Consider the following 20,403-nt stretch of genomic DNA (forward strand, 5'->3'; position numbering starts at 1 on the left):
ACACGGAGAGGCCCAGGTCAGACCGGACACCGAGGGGACCTGGCGGCTCCCACCGGCCCGTACGACCCCTCCGTACGTGAGACGTCGGTCACCTTCGGCGCGGCGCCCTTCGCTCCGGAGGAGCGCCGCCCCCGACCGCTCCCTCACCCTGTAGACGGCCCGCAGCGCCTGACGGTTGCCGCGGTCACCGGCGCGGGGATCCCGGAGTACACCACCTCCAGTCCCTTCCGCGCCTTGAGCCCGCCTGCGCGACCTCGGCGGAGACGGCGGCCCACCCCGCCTCCGGCGCCGGCCGGCGCGGCATCGGCACGCTCCTCCACGGACCCTCTTCGAGGCCCTGGCGGACGAGGACGTCCACCGCACCCACACCGGCGTCGCCCAGTCGAACGACGCCTCGGCGCGGCCGCACGGGCGTCCGACTGCCGGCACGTCGGCACGTACTCGAAGGTGGGCCGCACGTCCGGCCACTGGTGGGGCGTGGCCTGGTACGGGAAGGAGCTGCACACCCTCCTCGCCCTCGCCGTCCTCAGCCGAACTGCACCGACCGCTTGGCCAGCCCCAGCCAGAACCCGTCGATCACGGACTTCTGCCCCCCGAGCTCCCCCGTGGCGTCCGCGGCACCCATGGCCACGAAGAGCGGGGCGAAGTGCTCGGTGCGCGGGTGGGCGAGCAGGCCCGACGGCGACTTGCGGGTGAAGTCCAGCAGCGCGTCCACGTCCCGCGCCTCCAGGGCCTCCCGCCCCCAGGCGTCGAACTCCGTCGACCAGGCGGGGATGCCGCCCTGCCGCAGCGCGGCCAGGTTGTGGGTGAAGAACCCGGAGCCGATGATCAGCACGCCCTCGTCGCGCAGCGGCGCGAGCCGGCGCCCGATCTCCATCAGTTCCACCGGATCCAGCGTCGGCATGGAGACCTGGAGCACCGGGATGTCGGCCCCGGGGTACATCTCGACCAGCGGGACGTAGGCGCCGTGGTCCAGGCCCCGGTCGGGGACGTCCTGGACGGGCGTGCCGGGGCCGCGCAGCAGCTTGCGCACCGAGTCGGCGAGCGCGGGGGCGCCGGGGGCGCCGTAGGCGACCCGGTAGTAGTGCTCGGGGAAGCCCCAGAAGTCGTAGACCAGGGGGACGGTCTCGGTGGCGCCGAGAGCGAGCGGGGCCTCCTCCCAGTGGGCGGAGACGACCAGGATCGCCTTGGGGCGGGGCAGGCCGGCCGACCAGGCGGCCAGTTCGCCGGGCCAGACGGGGTCGTCGGCCAGGGGCGGGGCGCCGTGACTGAGGTAGAGCGCGGGCATGCGCTCCTGAGTGGCGGCGGTCATGACGGCGACTCCCTTCGGCGGACTCCCGAGAACTTCCGAGAACTCCCAAAGTTACTTGAACTCTCAAATTGCACCACCGACTGTACGTCGTTTTTGTTTAACCTTCAAGAATGCCAGTCGTACAGTGGAGTACATGAACACGGCACCCGCAGCATCATCGGCACCCGTCGGCGGACCCCGCTGGCTCACCGACGAGGAACAGTGCGTCTGGCGCTCGTACATCGAGGCCGCCACCCTCCTGGAGGACCACCTCGACCGCCAGCTCCAGCGCGACGCGGGAATGCCGCACATCTACTACGGCCTACTGGTCAAGCTCGCCGAGTCCCCGCACCGCCGGCTGCGGATGACGGAACTGGCGATGTCCGCGAAGATCACCCGCTCCCGTCTCTCGCACGCGATCGCGCGCCTGGAGAAGAGCGGCTGGGTACGCCGCGAGGACTGCCCCTCCGACAAACGCGGCCAGTTCGCCGTACTGACGGACGAGGGCCAGGAGGTGCTGGACCAACACGCGCCCGGCCATGTGAACGCCGTGCGCCAGGCGGTCTTCGACCGGCTCACCCCGGAACAGCAGAAGTCCCTCGGCGAGATCATGCGGATCGTCGCCGAGGGACTTCAGCCGAGCGGAGCGGGCGCGGACCTGCCCTGGCTCCGCTGACGGGTGGGAGCCGGGACAGGTCCGGGAAGCCGTACGGAGGAGGAGGCGCCCCCTCCTCCTCCGTACGGGCGGGTGAGGGACGAGCGGACCGTCAGTGCATGACCACCGGCACGGCCGCTTCGTCCCCGACGGTCTCGTCGGCGGACCCGGCGACCGCGGTGCCGCCCGGCCGGCCGGCGTTGATCAGGGTCAGGGCGACGGCCGCGGCCGCCACCAGGATCCCGACCGCGAGCCAGATCGCGCTGGTGTAGCCCTGCACCTGCCCCTGGAGCTGGACCAACTGCTGCTCGGACCGGCTCGTGGCGCCGCCGATGTGGTCGGCGACGTAGGACGTGGTGGCCGAGGCCGCGATCGTGTTCAGCAGGGCCGTGCCGATGGCGCCGCCCACCTGCTGCGAGGTGTTGACCATCGCGGAGGCGACACCGGAGTCACGCGGCTCGACGCCCAGCGTGGCCAGTGACATGGCCGGCATGAACGCCGTGCCCATGCCGAGGCCGAGCAGCAGCATGCCGGGCAGCAGGACGCCCGCGTACGAGGTGTCGATCTCCAGCCGGGTCAGGAAGAGCATGCCGAGCGCGGCGACCAGGAAGCCGGGGCCCATCAGCAGCCGGGGCGCGACCCGGGTCATCAGCCGGGTGCCGATCTGGGTGGAGCCCGTGATCATGCCCGCGATCATCGGCATGAAGGCGAAACCGGTCCTGACCGGCGAGTAGCCCTTCACGACCTGCAGGTAGTAGGTGAGGAAGAGGAACAGGCCGAACATCGCGATGACCGCCAGGCCCAGCGAGAGGTAGACCCCGCCGCGGTTGCGTTCGGTGACCACGCGCAGCGGCAGCAGCGGCGCCTTGACCCTGGCCTCGACGGCCACGAAGGCGGCGAGCAGCACGGCGGAGGCGACGAACATGCCGATCGTCAGCGAGTCGCTCCAGCCCTCGGACTCCGCGCGGGTGAATCCGTAGACCAGCGCGACCAGACCCACGGTGGACAGCACCACGCCGGGGACGTCGAGCGACGAGCGGTTGCGGGCGCCCTCGGGCTCACGGATGACGAAGTACGCGCCGGCCGCGGCGACCACGGCGAACGGGATGTTCACGTAGAACGTCCAGCGCCAGTCCAGGTACTCGGTGAGGAAACCGCCGAGGATCAGGCCCACGGCGCCGCCGCCGCCGGCGATCGCGCCGTAGATGCCGAACGCCTTGGCGCGCTCCTTGCCGTCGGTGAACATCACCGCGAGCAGGGACAGGGCGGCGGGCGCGAGCAACGCGCCGAAGACGCCCTGCAGGGCGCGGGCGCCGAACATCATGGCCTCGTTGGTGGCCGCGCCGCCGAGCGCGGAGGCCGCGGCGAACCCGGCCAGACCGAGCACGAAGGCCCGCTTGCGCCCCCACAGGTCGGCTATCCGGCCGCCGAACAGCAGCAGCCCGCCGAAGGCGAGGGCATAGGCGGTGACCACCCACTGGCGGTTGCCGTCGGAGATGCCCAGGTCCTGCTGGGCGGAGGGCAGGGCGATGTTCACGATGGTGGCGTCCAGGACGACCATCAGCTGGGCGAGCGCGATGAAGACGAGCGCCTTCCAGCGGTTGGCGTCCGGCCCGCCCGGGGCTCTCAGGGTCTTTCCGGCCGTCGAGGCTGTTTCAGCCATGGGGATACCCACTTCGGTACTTGTGAGGGAAAGCAAGAACGTGTAACGAAAATCGGGTGTGCTCGAGCAACGACCCGTCCCCCGTGGACGGCCGTCGGAAGTGATGCCCGTGGTCAGGCGGGCGGCGTATGTGGTGTCAGGGGGTCGCTCAGCGGCGCAGGTCCTCCACGGTCACGGCCGAACCCGGCAGGAAGGCCGGGGCCGGGGCCCGCATCCCGTCCAGGAACAGCTGCAGATGGCGGTGGACGAAACGGTCGGCGCTGTCGCAGCCGGTACCGGCCGGGGGCCGGCTCAGCTGGGCGACGCCCACCATCAGATCGCCGTACTCCACGTCGGTACGGAGCTGACCGGCCGCCTTGGCGCGGTCCATCAGCTGCGCGACGAGGCTCTCGGCGCGCCGGCGTGCGTCCTCCAGGTCGGGGTGGTACTGGTCGAAGGTGCTGGAGACCATCGGGCACAGCGCGCTGATCCGCTCGTCGGCAGCCGTGTGCGCGAAGCGCTCCAACGCCTCGAAGGCGTCCCCGGTCTCGCTGAGCGCCTGCTCGGCCGCCCGCACCGTACGGTCCATCACGGAGCAGACGACCTCGCGCACCAGCGCGTCGCGGTCGGGGAAGTTGCGGTACACCGTGGCGTTGCCGACGCCGGCCCGGCGGGCGACCTCGTCAAGCGGCACGTCGGGGCCGAACTCGACGAACATCTCCCGGGCGGCGGTGACGATCCGCTCCCGGTTGCGCAGGGCGTCGGCACGGGGCCGGGGCGCCTTGCGCGCTACGGGGGTGGCGGTCTGCACGGTGCACTCCTGGTCGTGGTGGCGTGATCCTTGTGTCATGTCCGCGATCCGGGGAGGAAGTCCCCGTTTCACCTGGGCACCGTTCCAAACGGGGAAACGATCCCCGGTTATTTCCCGTCCCCGAACCTTCCTCCCGTGATCCGCGTCACACCTGCCGGTCCGTGCGGAGCCACGATCGGACCTCCCGGCGGGCGCCCGCCCGCCCGGCGACGCAGGGTGAGCGGAAGGGTGCAGTCGGAGACCGGCGGCTGCCGTGTGGAGCGGAGGTCCCCGCATGCAGCCGCAGCCGAGCCGACGCCGGATATCCCCGCGCCGGCTGGCCGCCCTGGCATCGGTGACCGCCCTGACCCTCGCGGTCAGCACCTCGGCCGGCAACGGCCGGCTCTCCTCCGACGCCTCCACCGCCGGCGCCGGACCCGCCGCACTGTCCCGCACCTCCGCCCACGGCCCCTGCATGATCACCGCGGACCGGGAGACCCAGATGTCCGAGGGCATCCCCACGGCCCCCGGCTACACCCGCTCCACCGGCACGGTCCGCGCCCTCACCCTGATGATCGACTTCTCCGACGCGCCCGGCGAGGGCGACGCCCTCGACCGCTACCGCGAGTTCTTCCCCGAGACCCGCGAGTGGTTCGCCACCAGCTCCTACGGCCGCCTCGACTACCGCCCCGAACTCCCCGTCCCCGACTGGCTCCGGATGCCCAAGCCGTTCCGCGCGTACGGCATAGAGCGCGGCGCCCCCTTCGACCCCGGCTACCGCGACCTGGTCCGCGACATCGTGGCCGAGGCCGATACCGAGGTGGACTTCCAGTCGTACGATCTGCTGAACGTACTGGTGACCCCCAACGTGGGTCCTGCTGCCCTCGACACGGTCCTGTCCGTCACCTTCGCCGGCAACAAGGAGGCCCCGAGCGCGGACGGCGTCCCCGTCTCCAACGCGTCCTTCGTCTACTCCCGCCAGGACGACGGCTCCGGCTCCTACGACCGCACCGGCTACCGCGTGCTGCCGCACGAGAACGGCCATGTCTTCGGCCTGCCCGACCTGTACACCGCCGAGGGCGGCGGCGCGGTCGGCCACTGGGACATCATGAGCGAGGACTGGGGCGCCAACAACGACTTCCTCGCCTGGCACAAGTGGAAGCTGGGCTGGCTGGACGCGTCCCAGGTCGGCTGCGCGGCGAGCCCGGGCACGCGGGAGTACGCCCTCACCCCCCTGGCACGGGCGGGCGGCCCGAAACTCGTCTTCGTCCCCCTGAACGGCCACTCCGGCTACGCCGTCGAACTGCGCACCCGCGCCGGCAACGACGAGGCGGTCTGCCGTCCCGGCGTCCTCGTCTACCGCGTCGACGCCAACGTGGACACCGGCATGGGCCCGATCACCGTCTACGACTCCCGCCGCGACAGCGGAGGCTGCACCCGCTCCCCCAACGTCCACGCGGAGCTCTCGGACGCCACCTTCGTCCCGGGCGAGAGCTTCGTGGACCGCCGGGCGGGCATCCGGGTGGCGGTGACGGCGGCGGGGGGTGAGGAGTACCGGATACGGGTGACCCGTACGTCACGGAACTGATCCCCGGCATCGGCGCCTCGTCCCGGGCCCACGACGACAGGAAGGCACGACACGACACGACCGGTGACGACCACCGGGCCGGCCCCCCGCGGACCGGCGCCAACTGAAGTGCTTCGTATGTCGGTTGCCCATCGGCGGAGGAGCCTCATGACGGGGACGCAGCGGACGGTTCCGAAGTCCGGGGCGGCAGGAGCGCCCAGGGGACGCACCCGGTGGGGGTGGTCTCCGCACTCCTCGGGCTTCCGGTCCTGTCGGTGACCGGTTTCCTGGCCCTGATGGCGCTCCGGGTGCTGCTCGGCGAGGGCTGACGGGACCTCCGTACGGCTGTCGGTGCGAAGGGCGCCTTCGTGGCAGGCGAGAGGGCGGCACCGGCCGGTGCTCCGCCCACGCCCCACGGCCGTACTGTCCGACCTACCCGCACCAGCACCCGCCGCAGCACTGATCCGGTACCCTGTGGATCGAGCGCCCTGGCAGGCACTGCGGCACACACCGCAGCCGTCGGCTCCGGACGCTCAGGGCTCGACGGAGACATCCGCCCAGGACCGTCTCATGATCAAGCCCCGCCTTCGTAGCTCAGGGGATAGAGCACCGCTCTCCTAAAGCGGGTGTCGCAGGTTCGAATCCTGCCGGGGGCACGGTCTCGAAGGGGCCTCACCATCAGTTCTGATGGTGAGGCCCCTTCGGCTACACCGTGCCGGACTCGTCCTCGCTTGTCCCAGGGAACATCAGTCTCGCGCCGAAGCTGATCGCTCCCAGCGTTCCCAACGCAAGACCGTGACGTACCCACCGCATGTCGCCCTCCCAGTCTCCGGGGGGACCGAATACCACCCATGACGCAACGGCGATGCCGACCACCATGGTCACGATGCCAACTGCACGACTTAACCCAGGGCTCATGCCCTCATGATCCCTGATGCTCATCATGCCCCTCAAGGACAGCCGTACGGGTAGCGTGGCTGAGAACACCGAGGGTGCAGCGAGACATACGCGCACCTGATCGGTCGGCGCACCCGCCGCCGTGGCTGACTGTCGTCGGCTGAGGTTCAACGGGGCACAGCAAGGGTGTCCGCCGTCGCCGAGTGCGGCAAAGCTGGGCCGTCTCTGGGCCGTCCAAGGATGCTCGACAGTGGCCAATGACGACCGACGACGACCACCAGGCGCCCGAGCCCACCGCCCCTGACCAGCAAAAACGCAGATCATCAAGATTCCCGGCAAGACCCAGGGCAAGAAGACACCTGTGTGCGAAGGGCCTTGACCACGTGTGGCCGCGCAGGTCACGAACAGCTGTCCAACAGCACAGCGTGTGCATCATGAGGCATGGGGATTGATCTGGAGCTGCACTCATCACGGCCGGCGCGCAAGAACTGGCGCGCGACGCTCTTGCAGAGTTCCTACGGGCATGGCGACGCTCTGGCCGATGCGCTCGGCTCGCTTCAGCTCCTCGGCGTACCCGGGAGGCTAACTGCCGTCGATCTGTACGGGGACACGTTGATGAACGAGCAGGAGGCCGCAGCCGCCGTCCGTGAGATTGGCGATCTGAAGCAGAGATGCAGTGACGAGCGTCAGCTCGCCGCATTGGACGACCTCGCGAGGATGCTGGGTGAGTGCGCAGCCACTCCAGGCAGTTACCTGTGGTTCGCGGGCGACTGAAGCTCTCATAGCGCCTGCTGGGTGAGTGTCTAACTGCGTGACAACGCCGACGAACAACGGCGGACGAGCGCGGACGGCTGCGGACCATCAGCCCAGGTGAAGGGCACGCCCTCCCAAGGCAGAGCCCCCGTCCGAGTTGCTTCGGGACGAAGAGGTCCGTGCCCCACCCGTGCCCGATCGAGCGGGGAGCCACGGCGACGAGCGGGCACCGCGCAGCACAACGGCCTCTGACCATTTGACCTGGTCAGGGGCCGTTCTGCGGTGGGTATGGGATTTGAACCCACGGTGACTCGCGCCACGACGGTTTCAAGATTGTTGGCCTGCTGCATCGTCGCCTAGATCCGGAGGCAGGTGAGCCACCACCAGGCCGATGGCGTCCTCAGCCGTCGCGACCTCTCCGAGGCAGGTCGTGTAACCGGTCGTGTAGACGCTATAGGGCGGCTCACCCAGCACGATGAACGGCAGATCATCAACCGGAGGCTCGTGCCACGGGGGAGTATCACGGATGAACTTGAGCGTGCCGTGGGTGGGAAAAGGGAAGAGGTTGCGCAGCACAGGCTCCGCGTATGCGGCAGCCGCGATGGGCGACAACGTGTCGTCGAACGAGCCTCGGGTCCTTGGCCGACGCTCCAACAGCCATGTCCACGCAGTCTCAACATCAGTGGCCTCGGGCATGGTCGTACGATCCTGCATCCGACAGACGGCTGGCAAGGTCTCTATGTCGGTACAGCAGCGCCGTACTGCAACCCCAGCAACCGTCCCCGTCCGATACCGTCCCTCCAGGGCCTCGTAGCGGCCGGAATGGCCGTCACTGACCGATCCGGCTAGAGCTACGGATCAGAAGCCCAAGTACAAGGGTTTGCCCGTCAAGGCAGGCCCTTCGGCCGCTCGGGCAACCATCCGATGAGACCTACCCGTCGACGCGCTCGGACGACCAACCTCGGTCGGCTTGCCACTCCTGGAACCAGGCCACGAAGTCGGCCTCAGGCTCGCTTTCCTCCCCCGCGTCCGCGTACGGAGCCGCACATCCGTCCCCTAGCCACCAGACCCGGCCCCGCTGAGACCCCGTGACCACGAGCACCCAGAACTCGCAGTCACGGTTGCCACCCAGAAGGACCGAGCCGTTCTGATAGATGCCGTGGAGTAGAGGTGAGTGCTCATCGTCGTCGTAGTAGTCGTACTCCCACTGCCACTCCTCCACCAGCGGGAACGGCTCGGTGAACTTGCGTTCAGCCGTTCCATCAAATGGTTCGGGGCTGAGCCAACAATCGGCCTTCCAGCTCTGCCAGTTCTCAGGCAGTCTTCCCAGCGGAAGGAATCGGTGAGCCATAAATGCACCCTCCGACGAACCGTTGGAAACCTCCGCGACGAACGTACGGTAGGGCTCTGGTAGCTCGATGCCGTGAGCGGCTTCCCACGCCCGTACGCCAGCCCAGCCGAGGGGAGACCGTCGAAGATCTCCGGGGACAGTATCGCTGAGGGCAGAGATCGCACTTCTCAAGCGGTGCTGCTCTGAACTGCCTGTCATGCACCTAGTGAACACCAGACCGGGCAGCGAAAGCCGCCGCCCGGGTGCGACAAGAGTCAGCTGCCTCACCGCCACCGCAGGGGCGTGCCACTCTCGTGCCAGAACAGGCGGGGACTCACCGGGAACACCGGGAAACCAGCCGGCCGCCCGCCAAGCGCCGGCACTGCCCCGCCGCAGCTCAGCCAGGTGAACCGCTACGAGTCGCCTCAGCTTCCCAAGCTGATGTCTCGGCGGAATCCCCCGGCTCGCAGTCCCCAAGGTGGCCTACCGTTCCACGCATGACTCCGATCAGCACCGGAAACCCGCTGACCTCAGAAGGCGCCCAGGCGTTGCTTGCCATGCTCTCCGCCCGCGTAAAGGTGAAGCGAGGCATGAGCGAGCGAGAACTCGACCGCGTCGAGGAGCGCTGGGGGTTCCGTTTCGCGCCGGAGCACCGAACGCTGCTGGGCGCAGGGCTACCCACGGGGAGCCGCAGTTGGCCCGATTGGCGGGACGGCGAGCCGGAGGACCTGGCGGAGCGGTTGGCGTGGCCGGTGGACGGTGTGCTGTTCGACGTGGAGCACAACGTTTTCTGGCACCCGGACTGGGCACCGCGGCCGGCGGACGTGCAGGATGCCTTGGAAGTTGCTCGCATGTACTTGGCCAAGGTCCCTGTGATGGTACCGATCTACTCGCACCGGTACCTGCTAGCCGATCCAGACCGCACCGGTACGCCCGTGTTGTCGATGCACCAGACGGACATCATTTACTACGGCACCGATCTGGTCGACTACTTCCACCACGAGTTCGGTCGCCCTGTGCCGACACCCGAAGACCATCAGTACGCCACGATCCCCTTCTGGTCCTACTTCCTGGACTGAACGACCCCTGGTTCGAGACCGAGAGGTCGCGTGCCACAACCGTGCCAGATGCAGGGGTCAACTACGGTCAACACCGGTGCCCCGCGGTCGAGTAGCCGCTTGCTCCTCGGCCGGCGAAGCCGCAGCTCAGCCCGCAGATCGCCCAGCCGCTCTCCTAAAGCGGGTGTCGCAGGTTCGAATCCTGCCGGGGGCACAGCGCATTACTGCTCTGACCTGGGGTTTATCCCCCAGGGAGGGCTCCTACTCGGCCTCGGACTCCTCGTCCGGGGCCGTTCTGCGTGAGCGACGGGTACTGCTCGGCCGGTGGCGGGTCTGGACGCCGGGCCTCTTTCCGGTTCAGGCCAGACCGAACGTCTCGGCGTGCACCTGTCGCGCAGGGACCCGCAGGGTCTCGTAGGCCGACGAGCACGGCCCTGGTCATGGCGGGCGGGTGGGCCGCAGACGTACACGTCGCGTTCGGTGATGTCGGGGACCAGCCGGTGCAGGCTGCCCAGGCCGAGCGGCGGGGTGCCGCCCTCGCTGCTTCTGCTGGTGAGCAGGTGCAGCCGCCCGCCCGTAGCGCGACCAGGTGCGCACCTCTTCAGTAGCACGGCGTCGGTCTCGCTGCGCGCCCGGTAGAGCACGACGACGTCGCCGGGCGCCTCCTCCTCCGGCATGGCCCGCACGGGCGTGATCCCCACAACCCCGGCGATCAGTCGCTGCGCCGGGCCGAGTCCGGCGCAGCGAGGTGGACGCCCCGTATGATCCCTCGATGCGGGCGCGGCTGACGAGCAGGACGTTCCGCAGGCCGGCACTGGTTCCTCACTCAACCTGAGCTCACTGTCGGATGCCGGCAGCCAGGGAGGGGGCGTGAGCGAGAGCAGCGTGCCGGACGGATGGCAGACAGTACGCTGAGTCCAGTGGGATCGGGTCCGCAGCACAGCGTCCAGGAGGTGCTTCATGACGGCCGAGATGGTGGCTCCGGCGTGGATGCATGAGCAGATCACGGCGGAGGAGTACGAGTCCTGGTCCGAGGAGCAGTGCGCCGGTATCGAGATCGTGGACGGGATGGTCGTCGTGGGTCCGAGTGCGTCCAAGCGGCACAACCGGCTCGCCCGGATTCTGGCCAATGCCCTGGATGCCGCCGCGGGCCCGGAGTGGAACGCTGACACGGACTTCAACGTCCGGCTTCAGGATGTCCCGCTCACCAATCGCCGCCCGGACGTCATCGTGTACCGCGCAGACACGATCGACATCACCCCCACCCGCCCTGAGCACGTACTGCTGGTCGCGGAGGTGGTGTCACCAGGCTCGGAGACCACCGACCGGATCGTGAAGGTTGACCAGTACGCCAAGGCAGGCATCGGCTTCTACTGGCGGATCGAGCAGGCCGCGACAGGCGTTCCTCTCGTGTACACCTACGTTCTCGACCCAGCGACGAAGACCTACCGGGACGGAGACGTGTTCTCCGGCGTCCTCAAGGTAGTGGCCCCGTTCCTGGTGGAGATCGACTTCGGGCAGGTCTGACCAGGCGCTGCTCGGCAGCCAACAGCGCGTGAGCGATGCGCGAGCGGACTGCCCGATACGGAGCGGCATGAGCCGGATCCAGTGGCTCGCCACGCGGTTCTGACCAGGGGAAACAGCACCGCGCGGCAGCGCTGGGCATCCCCCGGCAAGGATTCGATCCCACTCCTGAAGCAGGTGTCGCAGGTTCGAATCCTGCCGGGGGCACAGAGAGAAGGGCCGGCTCGGGAGGGTTTCCCTCTCGAGTCGGCCCTTCGCCGTGTCCGGGACGGGCGCCTCGGTCAGCCCCTCCGCCTGCTGCGTTTCCACGGTGGGAAACCAACTGCGAAGGAAGGGAGTTCGGAAGAGGATGTCTGCATGCGGGTAGGAGTGGTAGGGCTCGGAATGGGGCTTCACCTCCACCCGCGAGGCCGTCGGCTACGCCATGGCCGACCACCACCGCGCCGAACGCGTCGTCGACGCACTCGGCATGGCCCACGGCCGGGGCGGACCGGAGCCCGGCCGCGTGATCCACAGCGATCGTGGCAGCGCATACACGTCAGCCCGGTTCCGGCCGCGAGTAACGGAGTCGGGGCTGCGGCAGAGCTGCGGACGCACCGGATCATGCTTCGACAGCGCCGCCGCGGAGAGCTTCTGGGTCCTGTCCGGAGAAGAGATCGGCACCCGTACCCGCACCCGGCCCGACCGGGCCACCGCCCGCGCCGGGGTCCTCGACTTCATCGGGACCTTCCACAACCGCCGCCGCCTGCGCAAGCACAAGACCTTCGGCTGTCCCGCCCCGGCCGAGACCAGGCAACGGCATCAGCACACCCTCACCGCGACCGTGCGCCCCGGCGCCTCGGCCCAGGCGTACCCGGCCCGTGCCGCCGGAACCGAGCCGGCCGAACAGCCGGTGGGGCCCACGGCCGTGGGCCCGTCCACGCCGAGCGGCCGCGTGGCGCCGCCCCTCCCCCCGTGCGCCGAAACCTTCCAGCAGGGGAGTGGGCGGACCGCTCGCGGCCTCAGGACCGGAGCAGCTCGACCTTCACGTCCGCCGGGAAGCCCGTCGTCGGCCCGACCCTGCGGGCGAACTCGGCGACCGCCTCCAGCTGCGGGGGGCCGAAGCTGAAGTCGAGGGTGGTGAAGTACTGCGCCAGGGTCGCCTCGTCGAAGGCCTCCCAGCGGGCCGCCTGCTCGGCGACCTTGCCGACCTCCTCCAGGGAGAGGTTGCGGGAGGCGAGGAAGGCCTCGTGCACCTTGCGGGTGATGACCGGCTCGCGCTCCAGGTAGTCGCGGCGCACCGCCCACACCGCGAAGACGAACGGCAGGCCCGTCCACTCCTTCCACAGCGCGCCCAGGTCGTGCACGTCGAGCCCGTAGCGGGGCCCGTCGAGCATGTTCGCGCGCAGGGCCGCGTCCCCGATGAGGACGGCCGCCTCGGCCTCCTGCATCATCAGGCTCAGGTCGGGCGGACAGGTGTAGTAGTCGGGCCGTACGCCGTACCGCTCGGCGAGGAGGAGCTGGGCGAGGCGTACGGAGGTGCGGGAGGTCGACCCGAGGGCGACCCGCGCTCCGTCCAGCCGGTCCAGCGGGACCTGCGAGACGATCACGCACGACATCACGTCGCCGTCGCAGCCGACGGCGATGTCCGGGAAGGCGACGAGCTGGTCCGCGTGCTTGAGGAACTCGACGAGGGTGACGGGCCCGATGTCGAGGTCGCCCTGCACCAGTTTCTCGCTGAGCTTTTCCGGGGTGTCCTTCGTCAGCTCGAAGTCGAGGAGCGTGCCCGTTCTCGCCAGCCCCCAGTACAGGGGCAGGCAGTTCAGGAACTGGATGTGGCCGACGCGCGGCCGGGTGCGAGGATTGTCCACATCGTGAGGCTAGCCCTCGCCGCCGGCGGCCGGGCCCTCCCCCCTCGCTCGCCCACGCGTTCGACCGAGCGCCCGTGATGGACGAGGTGTTCAAACATTCGAGTGACGTGATCTTGACCTCTCTTGCATTCGGGAGCCTGCGTGCTAGGCTCTTCGCAAGTTGCAGTTTGGTTTCCCTTGCAGTACAGAGCCTGCGGAGCATGTGACCGCGGGCTCTCGTCGTTCTCAGACGGATGCACTTGTGCAGAATTGGTCTTCACACTTGCTGGTTCTGGAGCAGGGCAACCCTTTGGGCCCAAGGAGGGCTTATGGCTACCGGAACCGTGAAGTGGTTCAACGCCGAAAAGGGCTTTGGTTTCATCGCCCAGGAAGGCGGCGGCCCCGACGTCTTCGTCCACTACTCCGCGATCAATGCGAGCGGCTTCCGCTCCCTTGAGGAGAACCAGCAGGTGTCCTTCGACGTCACGCAGGGTCCGAAGGGCCCGCAGGCGGAGAACGTCACCCCGGTCTGATCCTCGCCGATCCGGGAACGACTAGCAGTACCCAAGGAGCCCCGCGCCGTCAGGCGACGGGGCTCCTGCCTTTTCCCCTCGCACCACCGAAACGCTCCGGTGAACATCCGGGGAATTCCTCTCAGACGTGCTGCATGACCAGTACGAATTCCGTTCCGGCCTCCAGCGCCTCGTACGTGTGCGGCACATCCCCGCGGTACGTCATGTAGTCCCCGGGGCCGAGTTCCGCGCTCTCCCCGCCGGGCCCCGCCTTCACCCGTCCCGCGCTGACCACGATGTGCTCCACGGTTCCCGGAATGTGCGGATCGGAGGCGCGTACGGTCCCCGGCTCCAGCCCCACGGCGTAGATGTCGCGCCGCGCACCCGGCGGGCTCGCCGACAGCAGGGTGGCGACGTAACTGGACTGCTCGGAGCGCACGGCCGGCCCCTGCCCCGCCCTGATCACCTGGACGGCGGGCGCCGGGGGCTCCACCAGCGCGCTGAACGGCACCCCGAGCGCCACCGCCAGCGCCCAGATCGTCTCCATGCTCGGATTTCCGCTCGCCGCCTCCAGCTGGGACAGCGTCGACTTGGCGATCCCGGCGCGTTTGGCCAGTTCGGAGAGGGAGAGGCCGACGCGGACACGCTCGCGGCGCAGAGCGGCGGCGATCCAGTCGAGAGGCAGGCGGGGAGGGGGTCCATCGGTCATGTCGTTCGCTCCAGCAGTCCGATCGTTCGTCTTGACGAACGGGGTCTCTTCCGTCCATGGTAGGAAACATGCGTTCGGTACAGCGAACACTCCCCGCCTCCCTCGACCCCGGTCTCCTCCGGGACGTGGCCCTGGTCTGTCTGGCCGGGGGCGTCGTCGGCGTGTCGTTCGGGGCGATCGCCGTCGCCGGAGGGCTGCCGGTGTGGGTGCCGGTGGTGATGTCGCTGGTGGTGTACGCGGGCTCCGCCCAGTTCAGCGCGGTGGGCGTGCTGCTGGCCGGGGGCGGTCCGGTCGCGGCGGCGGCCACGGGGCTGCTGCTCAACACCCGTACGGCCGCCTTCAGCCTCGCCGTCGCCGAGCACATCGGCCCGGGAAGGCTCGTCCGGCTGGTCGGGGCGCACCTGGTGACCGACGAGACGGTGGCCTTCACCCTGGCCCAGCGGGACCCGGCACGGCGACGGACGGCGTTCTGGATCTCGGGACTCGGGATGTTCGCCGTGTGGAACACCGGGGTGCTGACGGGCGCGCTGGCCGGCGGCGCGCTGGGGGACACGGCGCGCTACGGGCTGGACGCGGCCTTCCCCTCGGTCCTGGCCGCCCTCGTCCTCCCCGCCCTGCGCGCGGACGCCGGCGTCCGCCGGGCCGCGCTGCCCGGCGCGGCGCTGGCCCTGGCGCTCGCACCGGTGGCGCCGGCGGGCGTACCGGTGCTGGTGGCGCTGGCGGGGCTGGCGCTCCACGGGCGGGGGCGGCCGGTGTGAGCGCGACGGGCGCGGTGATCCTGGTGCTGGCGGTCGGGACGTACGCCTTCCGGCTGGTCGGGCCGGCGCTGCACGGGCGGGTGGAACTTCCGGCCCGGGTGCGGGAGCTGCTGTCCGCCGGTGCGGTGGTCCTGCTGGTGGCGCTGCTGGCGACGGGGGCGCTCACCGAGGGCGGAGGGTTCGCGGGGTGGGCGCGTCCGGCCGGGGTGCTGGTGGGCGGCGTCCTGGCGTGGCGGCGGGCGCCGTTCGCGGTGGTCGTCCTCGGGGCGGCGGCCACGACGGCGGCGCTGCGGGGCGCGGGGGTCGCGTAGCCGTCCCTGGGGCTGTCGGTGGAGACGAGTAGGGTCACCGCCCATGACAGCCGACGACGCCGATCACACAGCCGCCACCCGCACCTTCTACGACGCCATCGCCGAGGACTACGCCGCCCTGTTCCGCGACCAGCTCACGGGGAGGCCGCTGGACCGGGCGCTGCTGGCCGGTTTCGCCGAACTGGTCGGGGAGGGCGGCCGGGTGGCCGACCTGGGGTGCGGCCCCGGAGCGGTGACCGCGCACCTCGCCTCCCTCGGCCTCTCCGTCTTCGGCCTGGACCTGTCGGAGGGGATGCTCGCGATCGCCCGCCGCGAGCACCCCGGCCTGCGCTTCGAGCAGGGCTCGATGCGGCACCTGGACCTGCCCGACGGCGCCCTCGCCGGCGTGGTCTCCTGGTACTCCACCATCCACACCCCGCAGGAAGAACTGCCGGCCGCCTACGCCGAGTTCCGCCGGGTCCTGGCACCCGGGGGCCATCTGCTGCTCGCCTTCCAGTGCGGCGACGAGCCCCGCCGCCACGAGCGTCCCTGGGGCCACCCGGTCACCCTCGACTTCCGGCGCATGCGGCCCGAACGCATCACCACGCTCCTGGAGGCGGCCGGTTTCGCCCTCGTCCAGCAGACGGTGCGCGCGGCCGACACCGGCCAGGGCGAGTCGACCCCCCAGGCGCTTCTGATCGCCCGCGCGGCAGGGTGACCTCCCCGCCGTACAGCCCTCCGCCTCCGCCGCGAGGTCCCACAGGATCTCCTCCCGGCGCAGCTTCATCGACGGGGTCAGGTGGCCCGCCTCCTCCGTGGAGTCCACCGGGAGGACGGTGAAGCGGCGGATCGGCTCCGGGCGGGGGAGCATCCTGCCGTCCCCGTCGGTCGCGCGCCGCGGGAGCGCGTACGACTCCTCCTCATCGGCGGTGGGTTCCGGAGGAACCGGGCGCTTGCCGTTCACCCGGCGCCGGCGGGTGACGCCGGCGGGGCCGAGGGTGGTCGGGGCACGGACGTAGGGGGGCGGTTGTCGCCGGCCACCACGGCCTGGGAGATCAACGGGGGCGCGCGGAGCCGGTTCTCCGGCGGGGCCGGGGCGACGCTCCTGCCCCGCCGGAGGTGGTGACCGGCTCCTTCTCGCGGCCCGTGATGGTCAGACAGCCCTCGTCGTCCGGTTCCCCGAGGTCGGCGAGGTCGGCGAGGTCGGCGGTGGACACTCCAGGATCGCCGTCACCCCCTGTCCGCCCGCCGCACAGATCGGGATCAACCCGCGTGCGAGGGCGTCCCGTTCGGCGAGGAGCTTCGCCAGGGTCGCCACGATGCGGGCTCCGGTGGCGGCGAAGGGGCGGCCGGTGGCCAGGGACGAGCCCGCCACGTTGAGCCGGGCTCGGTCCACCGGCTCCAGCCCCCGCCTCTCCCAGGCGGCCAGCGTGGCCAGCACCTGGGAGGCGAACGCCTCGTGGACCTCGATCAGGTCGAAGTCCGCCATGCCGAGGCCGACGCGCTCCAGCATGCGCGGGACCGCGTACGCGGGCGCCATCAGCAGGCCGTCCTCTCCGCCGACGACGTCCCCCTGCACGAAGTCCACGGCGGCCGTCCCGTACGCGGTGAGGAAGGCCAGCGGCTCCAGGCCCCGCTCCGCCGCCCACTCCTCGCTCGCGAGCAGCACCAGCGCCGCGCCGTCGGTGAGCGGGGCCGAGTTGCCCGCCGTCATGGTGGGGCCGGGTGCGTCGGGGCCGAACACCGGCTTCAGCGCGGCGAGTTTCCCCACCGTCGTGTCCGGCCGCAGGTTCTGGTCGCGGGCCAGTCCCCGGAAGGGCGCCACCAGGTCGGTCAGCAGGCCGCGTTCGTACGCCGCCGCCAGCCGCCGGTGGCTGGTCGCCGCCAGTTCGTCCTGGGCCTCGCGGGTGATGCCCCAGGCGCGTGCGGTGACCGCGGCGTGCTCGCCCATGGACAGGTGCGTGCGTGGTTCGGCGTTGCGCGGGACGTCGGGGACGAGGTGGCCTGGGCGCACCTTCGCCGGCGCCCTGAGGCGGGCTCCGAGCGACTTCGCGCGCCGCGCCTTCCAGCAGCACCTTGCGCAGGTCGTCGTTGACGCCGAGGGGCGCGTCGCTCGCGGTGTCGGCGCCGCCGGCGACCGCGGCGTCCGTCTGGCCGAGGGCGATCTTGTTGGCGGCGGCGACCGCCTGGAGCCCGGTGCCGCAGGCCTGCTGGATGTCGTACGCGGGGGTGCGGGGGTCGAGCGCCGAGCCGAGGACGGTCTCGCGGGCGAGGTTGAAGTCGCGGCTGTGCTTGAGGACCGCTCCCGCGACGAACTCCCCCACCGCGCCCGGCGCCCGCAGCCCGTACCGCCCGACGAGGCCGTCCAGCGCGGCGGTGAGCATCTCCCGGTTGGAGGCGGTGGCGTAGGGGCCGTCGGAGCGGGCGAAGGGGGTGCGGCTGCCGCCGATGACCGCGACGCGCCGGACGGCGGCCGGCTCCGGGGTGCTCATCTCGACCTGCTCCTCACCGGCACCATAGGATTACCTCCGGTAACTTTACTTCAGAGTAAGCACGTTCGGAGCAGGCACGGAGGAATCCCATGGCCGACCGCCATCTCAGCTTCACCGGCACCGCGCCCGGTCGCCTCCTCACCCGCCGGCTGGGCGTGCCCCAGCCGGCGCCGCTGCGGCGCCGGTCGCCGGAGCGGCCGGACCTGGACGGCGGCCTGCTCCACCTCACGGCCGGAAAGTCCGGCCTCGACGCCCTGGTCCACAACGCGGGCGTCACCCGAGACCGCCGTCTGGTCAGCATGCCCGCCGAGCGCTGGAGTTCCGTACCGGAGGTGAACCCGGCGAGCGTGCTGCGCACCACCGACGCGCTGCTCGCCGCCGGGACCCTGAAGCGGGGCGGGCGGATCGTCGCCACGGCGTCCATCGCGGGCATCGCCGGGAACGCCGGCCAGACCAACTACGGGGCGAGCAAGGCGGGAGTCACCGGCCTGGTCCGCGCCCTCGCGCCGCACGCCCTCGCCGAGCACGGGGTGACGGTGAACGCCGTGGCGCCCGGCTTCATCGAGACGAAGACGACGGCCGCCCTCCCGCTGTTCGTCCGCGAGGCGGGCCGCCGGATGAACTCCCTCGCCCAGGGCGGCCTGCCCGCCGACGTCGCCGAGACCACCGCCTGGCTCGCCCACCCGGCCTCCGGCGCGGTGAACGGCCAGGTCGTACGGGTCTGCGGCCAGAACCTGCTGGGAGCGTGACCACCCCGTGACGTCCGCACCAGCGCCCACCGTGGAACTCTCCGCACCCCCCGCCCTCGCGCCGCTCCTCGCCCGCGGCGCCCTGCTGTCGCCCTTCAAGCGCCCGCGTCCCGGCGCCGCCCACCCCCGTACCCGGCTGGTGCTGCCCGCGCTGCGCATCGACATCGCCCGGCTCGCCGCGTACGAGCGGGTGTGCGGCTTCCCGACCGGTGAGGACGCGCTGCCGGTGACGTACCCGCACGTGCTGGGCTTCCCGCTCGCCATTCGGCTGATGAGCGGGCCGGGCTTCCCGCTCCCGCTGCTCGGCCTCGTCCACACGTCGATACGGATCACCCGGCACCGGGCGACGGCGGCCACGGGCTCGTACGGGCTGACGGTGCGCGTCGACGGACTGGCCCCGCACCGGCGCGGCACCCAGGCCGCCGTGGTCACCGAGATGCGGGACGGCGGGGACGTCGTGTGGGAGTCGCGGAGCACGTACCTGGCCCGGCACCGGACCGCCTCCGCACACCCGGCCGACGCGGGGGAGGCCCCCGCCCCCCTGCCCGCCGTCGAGGAGTGGCGGCTGGCCGGGGACGTCGGACGGCGCTACGGCGTCGTCTCCGGCGACCGCAACCCGATCCACCTGCACCCGCTGACCGCCCGGCTCTTCGGCTTCCCCCGCGCCGTCGCGCACGGCATGTGGACCGTGGCCCGCTGCCTCGCCGCCCACGGCACCCCGGACGCGGCCGAGGTCCGCGCGGACTTCCGGGCGCCGGTGCTGCTGCCGGGGACGGTGACGTACGCGGCGGCGGGCGGGCGCTTCGCGCTGCGCGGCGACGACGGCCGGGTTCACGTGACCGGGGAGGTCCGCCCGGTCTGAGCCCCGGTGGCGCCGGTGATGGGCCCGGAGTCGTCGGGCGGGGTCCAGCGGCGGCCGGCCATCAGGTCGCCGAGACCCGCCCAGGCGAAGTTCATCAGGGTCGCCGCCGACTGCCGGGCCGTGACACCCGGCGTGGCGTTGGCCCAGTCCGCGAGGGACTCGGCGGCGCCGACCAGCGCCTCCGCGAGTCCCGAGACCTCACGCTCGGGCAGGTCCGGGTCCCGGTGGGCGTCGCGGGCGGCGGCGAGGATGAGCTGCGTCACGAACGCCACGATCTCCGCGCGCATCGCGGCCACCTCGGCGGCGAAGACCTCGCCGTGGGTGCGGGCCTGGAGGTGCAGCACCGCCCAGCCGTCCGGGTGCCGGGCGGTGTGCGTGAAGAACGCCGTCAGCCCCGACCAGAGCTGGCGGTCGGCCGGCAGACCGGGGCGGGCGCCCGCGCGCACCGCCTCGGTGAGGGCCGTCCCCTCCCGCCGGATGCACGCGGTGAACAGGTCCTCCTTGGAGTTCAGGTACAGGTACACCAACGGCTTGGAAACCCCCGCCAGTTCGGCGATCTCGTCCATCGACGCGGCCATGTACCCCCGTTGCCCGAAGGTCCGTACGGCGGCGTCCAGCATCTGCTGTTCACGGACCGCACGCGGCATCCGCTTCGTCTTCACGGCACCCATGGGACACAGCGTACGGTCCGTCCC

Annotated in this window: 18 protein-coding genes, 1 tRNA gene and 4 pseudogenes; 13 read left to right on the top strand and 10 right to left on the bottom strand. The window is 71.0% G+C overall.

What is annotated here, in order from left to right:
* Positions 1–526: 526 nt before the first annotated feature.
* Positions 527–1,288: a dioxygenase family protein gene (locus KYY02_RS15555; protein ID WP_371238588.1), complete on the bottom strand. Its 762-nt coding sequence runs from the start codon at positions 1,286–1,288 to the stop codon at positions 527–529.
* A 157-nt stretch (positions 1,289–1,445) separates the two neighbouring features.
* On the opposite strand from KYY02_RS15555, the gene KYY02_RS15560 reads away from it, so the two are divergent.
* Entirely contained in the window at positions 1,446–1,967 is a 522-nt protein-coding gene (locus KYY02_RS15560) for a MarR family winged helix-turn-helix transcriptional regulator (protein ID WP_371238540.1), read from the top strand.
* A 91-nt stretch (positions 1,968–2,058) separates the two neighbouring features.
* On the opposite strand, the gene KYY02_RS15565 is transcribed toward KYY02_RS15560, so the two are convergent.
* Positions 2,059–3,609, bottom strand: a complete 1,551-nt coding sequence (locus KYY02_RS15565) for an MFS transporter (protein WP_371238541.1) — start codon at positions 3,607–3,609, stop codon at positions 2,059–2,061.
* 148 nt (positions 3,610–3,757) lie between these two features.
* Positions 3,758–4,399: a TetR/AcrR family transcriptional regulator gene (locus tag KYY02_RS15570; RefSeq protein WP_371238542.1), complete on the bottom strand. Its 642-nt coding sequence runs from the start codon at positions 4,397–4,399 to the stop codon at positions 3,758–3,760.
* A gap of 274 nt (positions 4,400–4,673) precedes the next feature.
* Here KYY02_RS15570 and KYY02_RS15575 point away from each other — a divergent pair, with 274 nt between their 5' ends.
* From KYY02_RS15575 to KYY02_RS15585, 3 genes are all read left to right on the top strand, one after another.
* A complete protein-coding gene (locus KYY02_RS15575; RefSeq protein WP_371238543.1) occupies positions 4,674–5,966 on the top strand; it encodes a M6 family metalloprotease domain-containing protein in 1,293 nt (430 codons plus the stop codon).
* A gap of 562 nt (positions 5,967–6,528) precedes the next feature.
* Positions 6,529–6,601 (top strand) — tRNA-Arg (locus tag KYY02_RS15580).
* A 682-nt stretch (positions 6,602–7,283) separates the two neighbouring features.
* A complete protein-coding gene (locus KYY02_RS15585) occupies positions 7,284–7,616 on the top strand; it encodes a hypothetical protein (protein WP_215205260.1) in 333 nt (110 codons plus the stop codon).
* A 306-nt stretch (positions 7,617–7,922) separates the two neighbouring features.
* Here the strand turns inward: KYY02_RS15585 and KYY02_RS15590 are convergent, their stop codons facing one another.
* Both KYY02_RS15590 and KYY02_RS15595 read right to left on the bottom strand, forming a co-directional pair.
* On the bottom strand, positions 7,923–8,309 hold the full coding sequence (locus KYY02_RS15590) for a DUF6193 family natural product biosynthesis protein (RefSeq protein ID WP_371238544.1): 387 nt from the start codon (positions 8,307–8,309) through the stop codon (positions 7,923–7,925).
* 217 nt (positions 8,310–8,526) lie between these two features.
* On the bottom strand, positions 8,527–9,144 hold the full coding sequence (locus KYY02_RS15595) for an SMI1/KNR4 family protein (protein WP_371238545.1): 618 nt from the start codon (positions 9,142–9,144) through the stop codon (positions 8,527–8,529).
* 278 nt (positions 9,145–9,422) lie between these two features.
* Here KYY02_RS15595 and KYY02_RS15600 point away from each other — a divergent pair, with 278 nt between their 5' ends.
* The 3 genes and pseudogenes from KYY02_RS15600 to KYY02_RS15610 form a co-directional block, all read left to right on the top strand.
* Positions 9,423–10,004, top strand: a complete 582-nt coding sequence (locus KYY02_RS15600; protein WP_371238546.1) for a hypothetical protein — start codon at positions 9,423–9,425, stop codon at positions 10,002–10,004.
* Between the two features lie 939 nt (positions 10,005–10,943).
* Complete coding sequence (locus tag KYY02_RS15605) at positions 10,944–11,510, top strand: Uma2 family endonuclease (RefSeq protein WP_371238547.1); 567 nt, start codon at positions 10,944–10,946, stop codon at positions 11,508–11,510.
* A gap of 409 nt (positions 11,511–11,919) precedes the next feature.
* A pseudogene (locus tag KYY02_RS15610) lies at positions 11,920–12,615 on the top strand (DDE-type integrase/transposase/recombinase); the annotation flags it as partial.
* Here KYY02_RS15610 and KYY02_RS15615 read toward each other — a convergent pair.
* Complete coding sequence (locus KYY02_RS15615) at positions 12,509–13,357, bottom strand: menaquinone biosynthetic enzyme MqnA/MqnD family protein (RefSeq protein WP_371238548.1); 849 nt, start codon at positions 13,355–13,357, stop codon at positions 12,509–12,511. The pseudogene KYY02_RS15610 and the gene KYY02_RS15615 sit on opposite strands and share 107 nt — an antisense overlap.
* Before the next feature lie 308 nt (positions 13,358–13,665).
* Between KYY02_RS15615 and KYY02_RS15620 the strand changes: the two genes are divergently transcribed.
* Positions 13,666–13,869, top strand: a complete 204-nt coding sequence (locus tag KYY02_RS15620) for a cold-shock protein (RefSeq protein ID WP_003992177.1) — start codon at positions 13,666–13,668, stop codon at positions 13,867–13,869.
* Between the two features lie 121 nt (positions 13,870–13,990).
* Here the strand turns inward: KYY02_RS15620 and KYY02_RS15625 are convergent, their stop codons facing one another.
* Positions 13,991–14,557, bottom strand: coding sequence for a helix-turn-helix domain-containing protein (locus tag KYY02_RS15625; RefSeq protein WP_371238549.1), 567 nt, complete (start codon positions 14,555–14,557; stop codon positions 13,991–13,993).
* Between the two features lie 68 nt (positions 14,558–14,625).
* Between KYY02_RS15625 and KYY02_RS15630 the strand changes: the two genes are divergently transcribed.
* Genes KYY02_RS15630 through KYY02_RS15640 form a run of 3 tightly spaced genes read left to right on the top strand, consistent with a single transcriptional unit; the run spans position 14,626 to position 16,323 of the window.
* The gene (locus tag KYY02_RS15630) at positions 14,626–15,315 is read left to right on the top strand and encodes an AzlC family ABC transporter permease (protein WP_371238550.1); all 690 of its coding nucleotides are present in this window, start codon (positions 14,626–14,628) and stop codon (positions 15,313–15,315) included.
* The gene (locus KYY02_RS15635; protein WP_371238551.1) at positions 15,312–15,626 is read left to right on the top strand and encodes an AzlD domain-containing protein; all 315 of its coding nucleotides are present in this window, start codon (positions 15,312–15,314) and stop codon (positions 15,624–15,626) included. The genes KYY02_RS15630 and KYY02_RS15635 overlap by 4 nt, the downstream gene beginning before the upstream one ends.
* Before the next feature lie 43 nt (positions 15,627–15,669).
* Positions 15,670–16,323 carry a class I SAM-dependent methyltransferase gene (locus tag KYY02_RS15640; RefSeq protein WP_371238552.1) on the top strand — a complete coding sequence of 218 codons (654 nt, stop codon included), beginning with the start codon at positions 15,670–15,672 and terminating at the stop codon, positions 16,321–16,323.
* 3 nt (positions 16,324–16,326) lie between these two features.
* On the opposite strand, the pseudogene KYY02_RS33945 reads toward KYY02_RS15640, so the two are convergent.
* Together KYY02_RS33945 and KYY02_RS15645 are read right to left on the bottom strand one after the other, a co-directional pair.
* A pseudogene (locus KYY02_RS33945) lies at positions 16,327–16,792 on the bottom strand (long-chain fatty acid--CoA ligase); the annotation flags it as partial.
* Positions 16,759–18,097, bottom strand: a pseudogene (locus KYY02_RS15645) (acetyl-CoA C-acetyltransferase). The pseudogenes KYY02_RS15645 and KYY02_RS33945, both read right to left, overlap by 34 nt.
* A 149-nt stretch (positions 18,098–18,246) precedes the next feature.
* Between KYY02_RS15645 and KYY02_RS15650 the strand changes: the two are divergent.
* A pseudogene (locus KYY02_RS15650) lies at positions 18,247–18,846 on the top strand (SDR family oxidoreductase); the annotation flags it as partial.
* A 7-nt stretch (positions 18,847–18,853) separates the two neighbouring features.
* Positions 18,854–19,708, top strand: coding sequence for a MaoC/PaaZ C-terminal domain-containing protein (locus tag KYY02_RS15655; RefSeq protein WP_371238553.1), 855 nt, complete (start codon positions 18,854–18,856; stop codon positions 19,706–19,708).
* Here the strand turns inward: KYY02_RS15655 and KYY02_RS15660 are convergent.
* Positions 19,678–20,379, bottom strand: coding sequence for a TetR/AcrR family transcriptional regulator (locus KYY02_RS15660; RefSeq protein WP_371238554.1), 702 nt, complete (start codon positions 20,377–20,379; stop codon positions 19,678–19,680). The two genes, KYY02_RS15655 and KYY02_RS15660, sit on opposite strands and share 31 nt — an antisense overlap.
* Positions 20,380–20,403 lie beyond the last annotated feature (24 nt).

Origin of the sequence: Streptomyces pimonensis (genome assembly GCF_041380215.1) — a bacterium.
In the GTDB taxonomy this organism is placed as follows: Bacteria; Actinomycetota; Actinomycetes; order Streptomycetales; family Streptomycetaceae; genus Streptomyces; species Streptomyces pimonensis.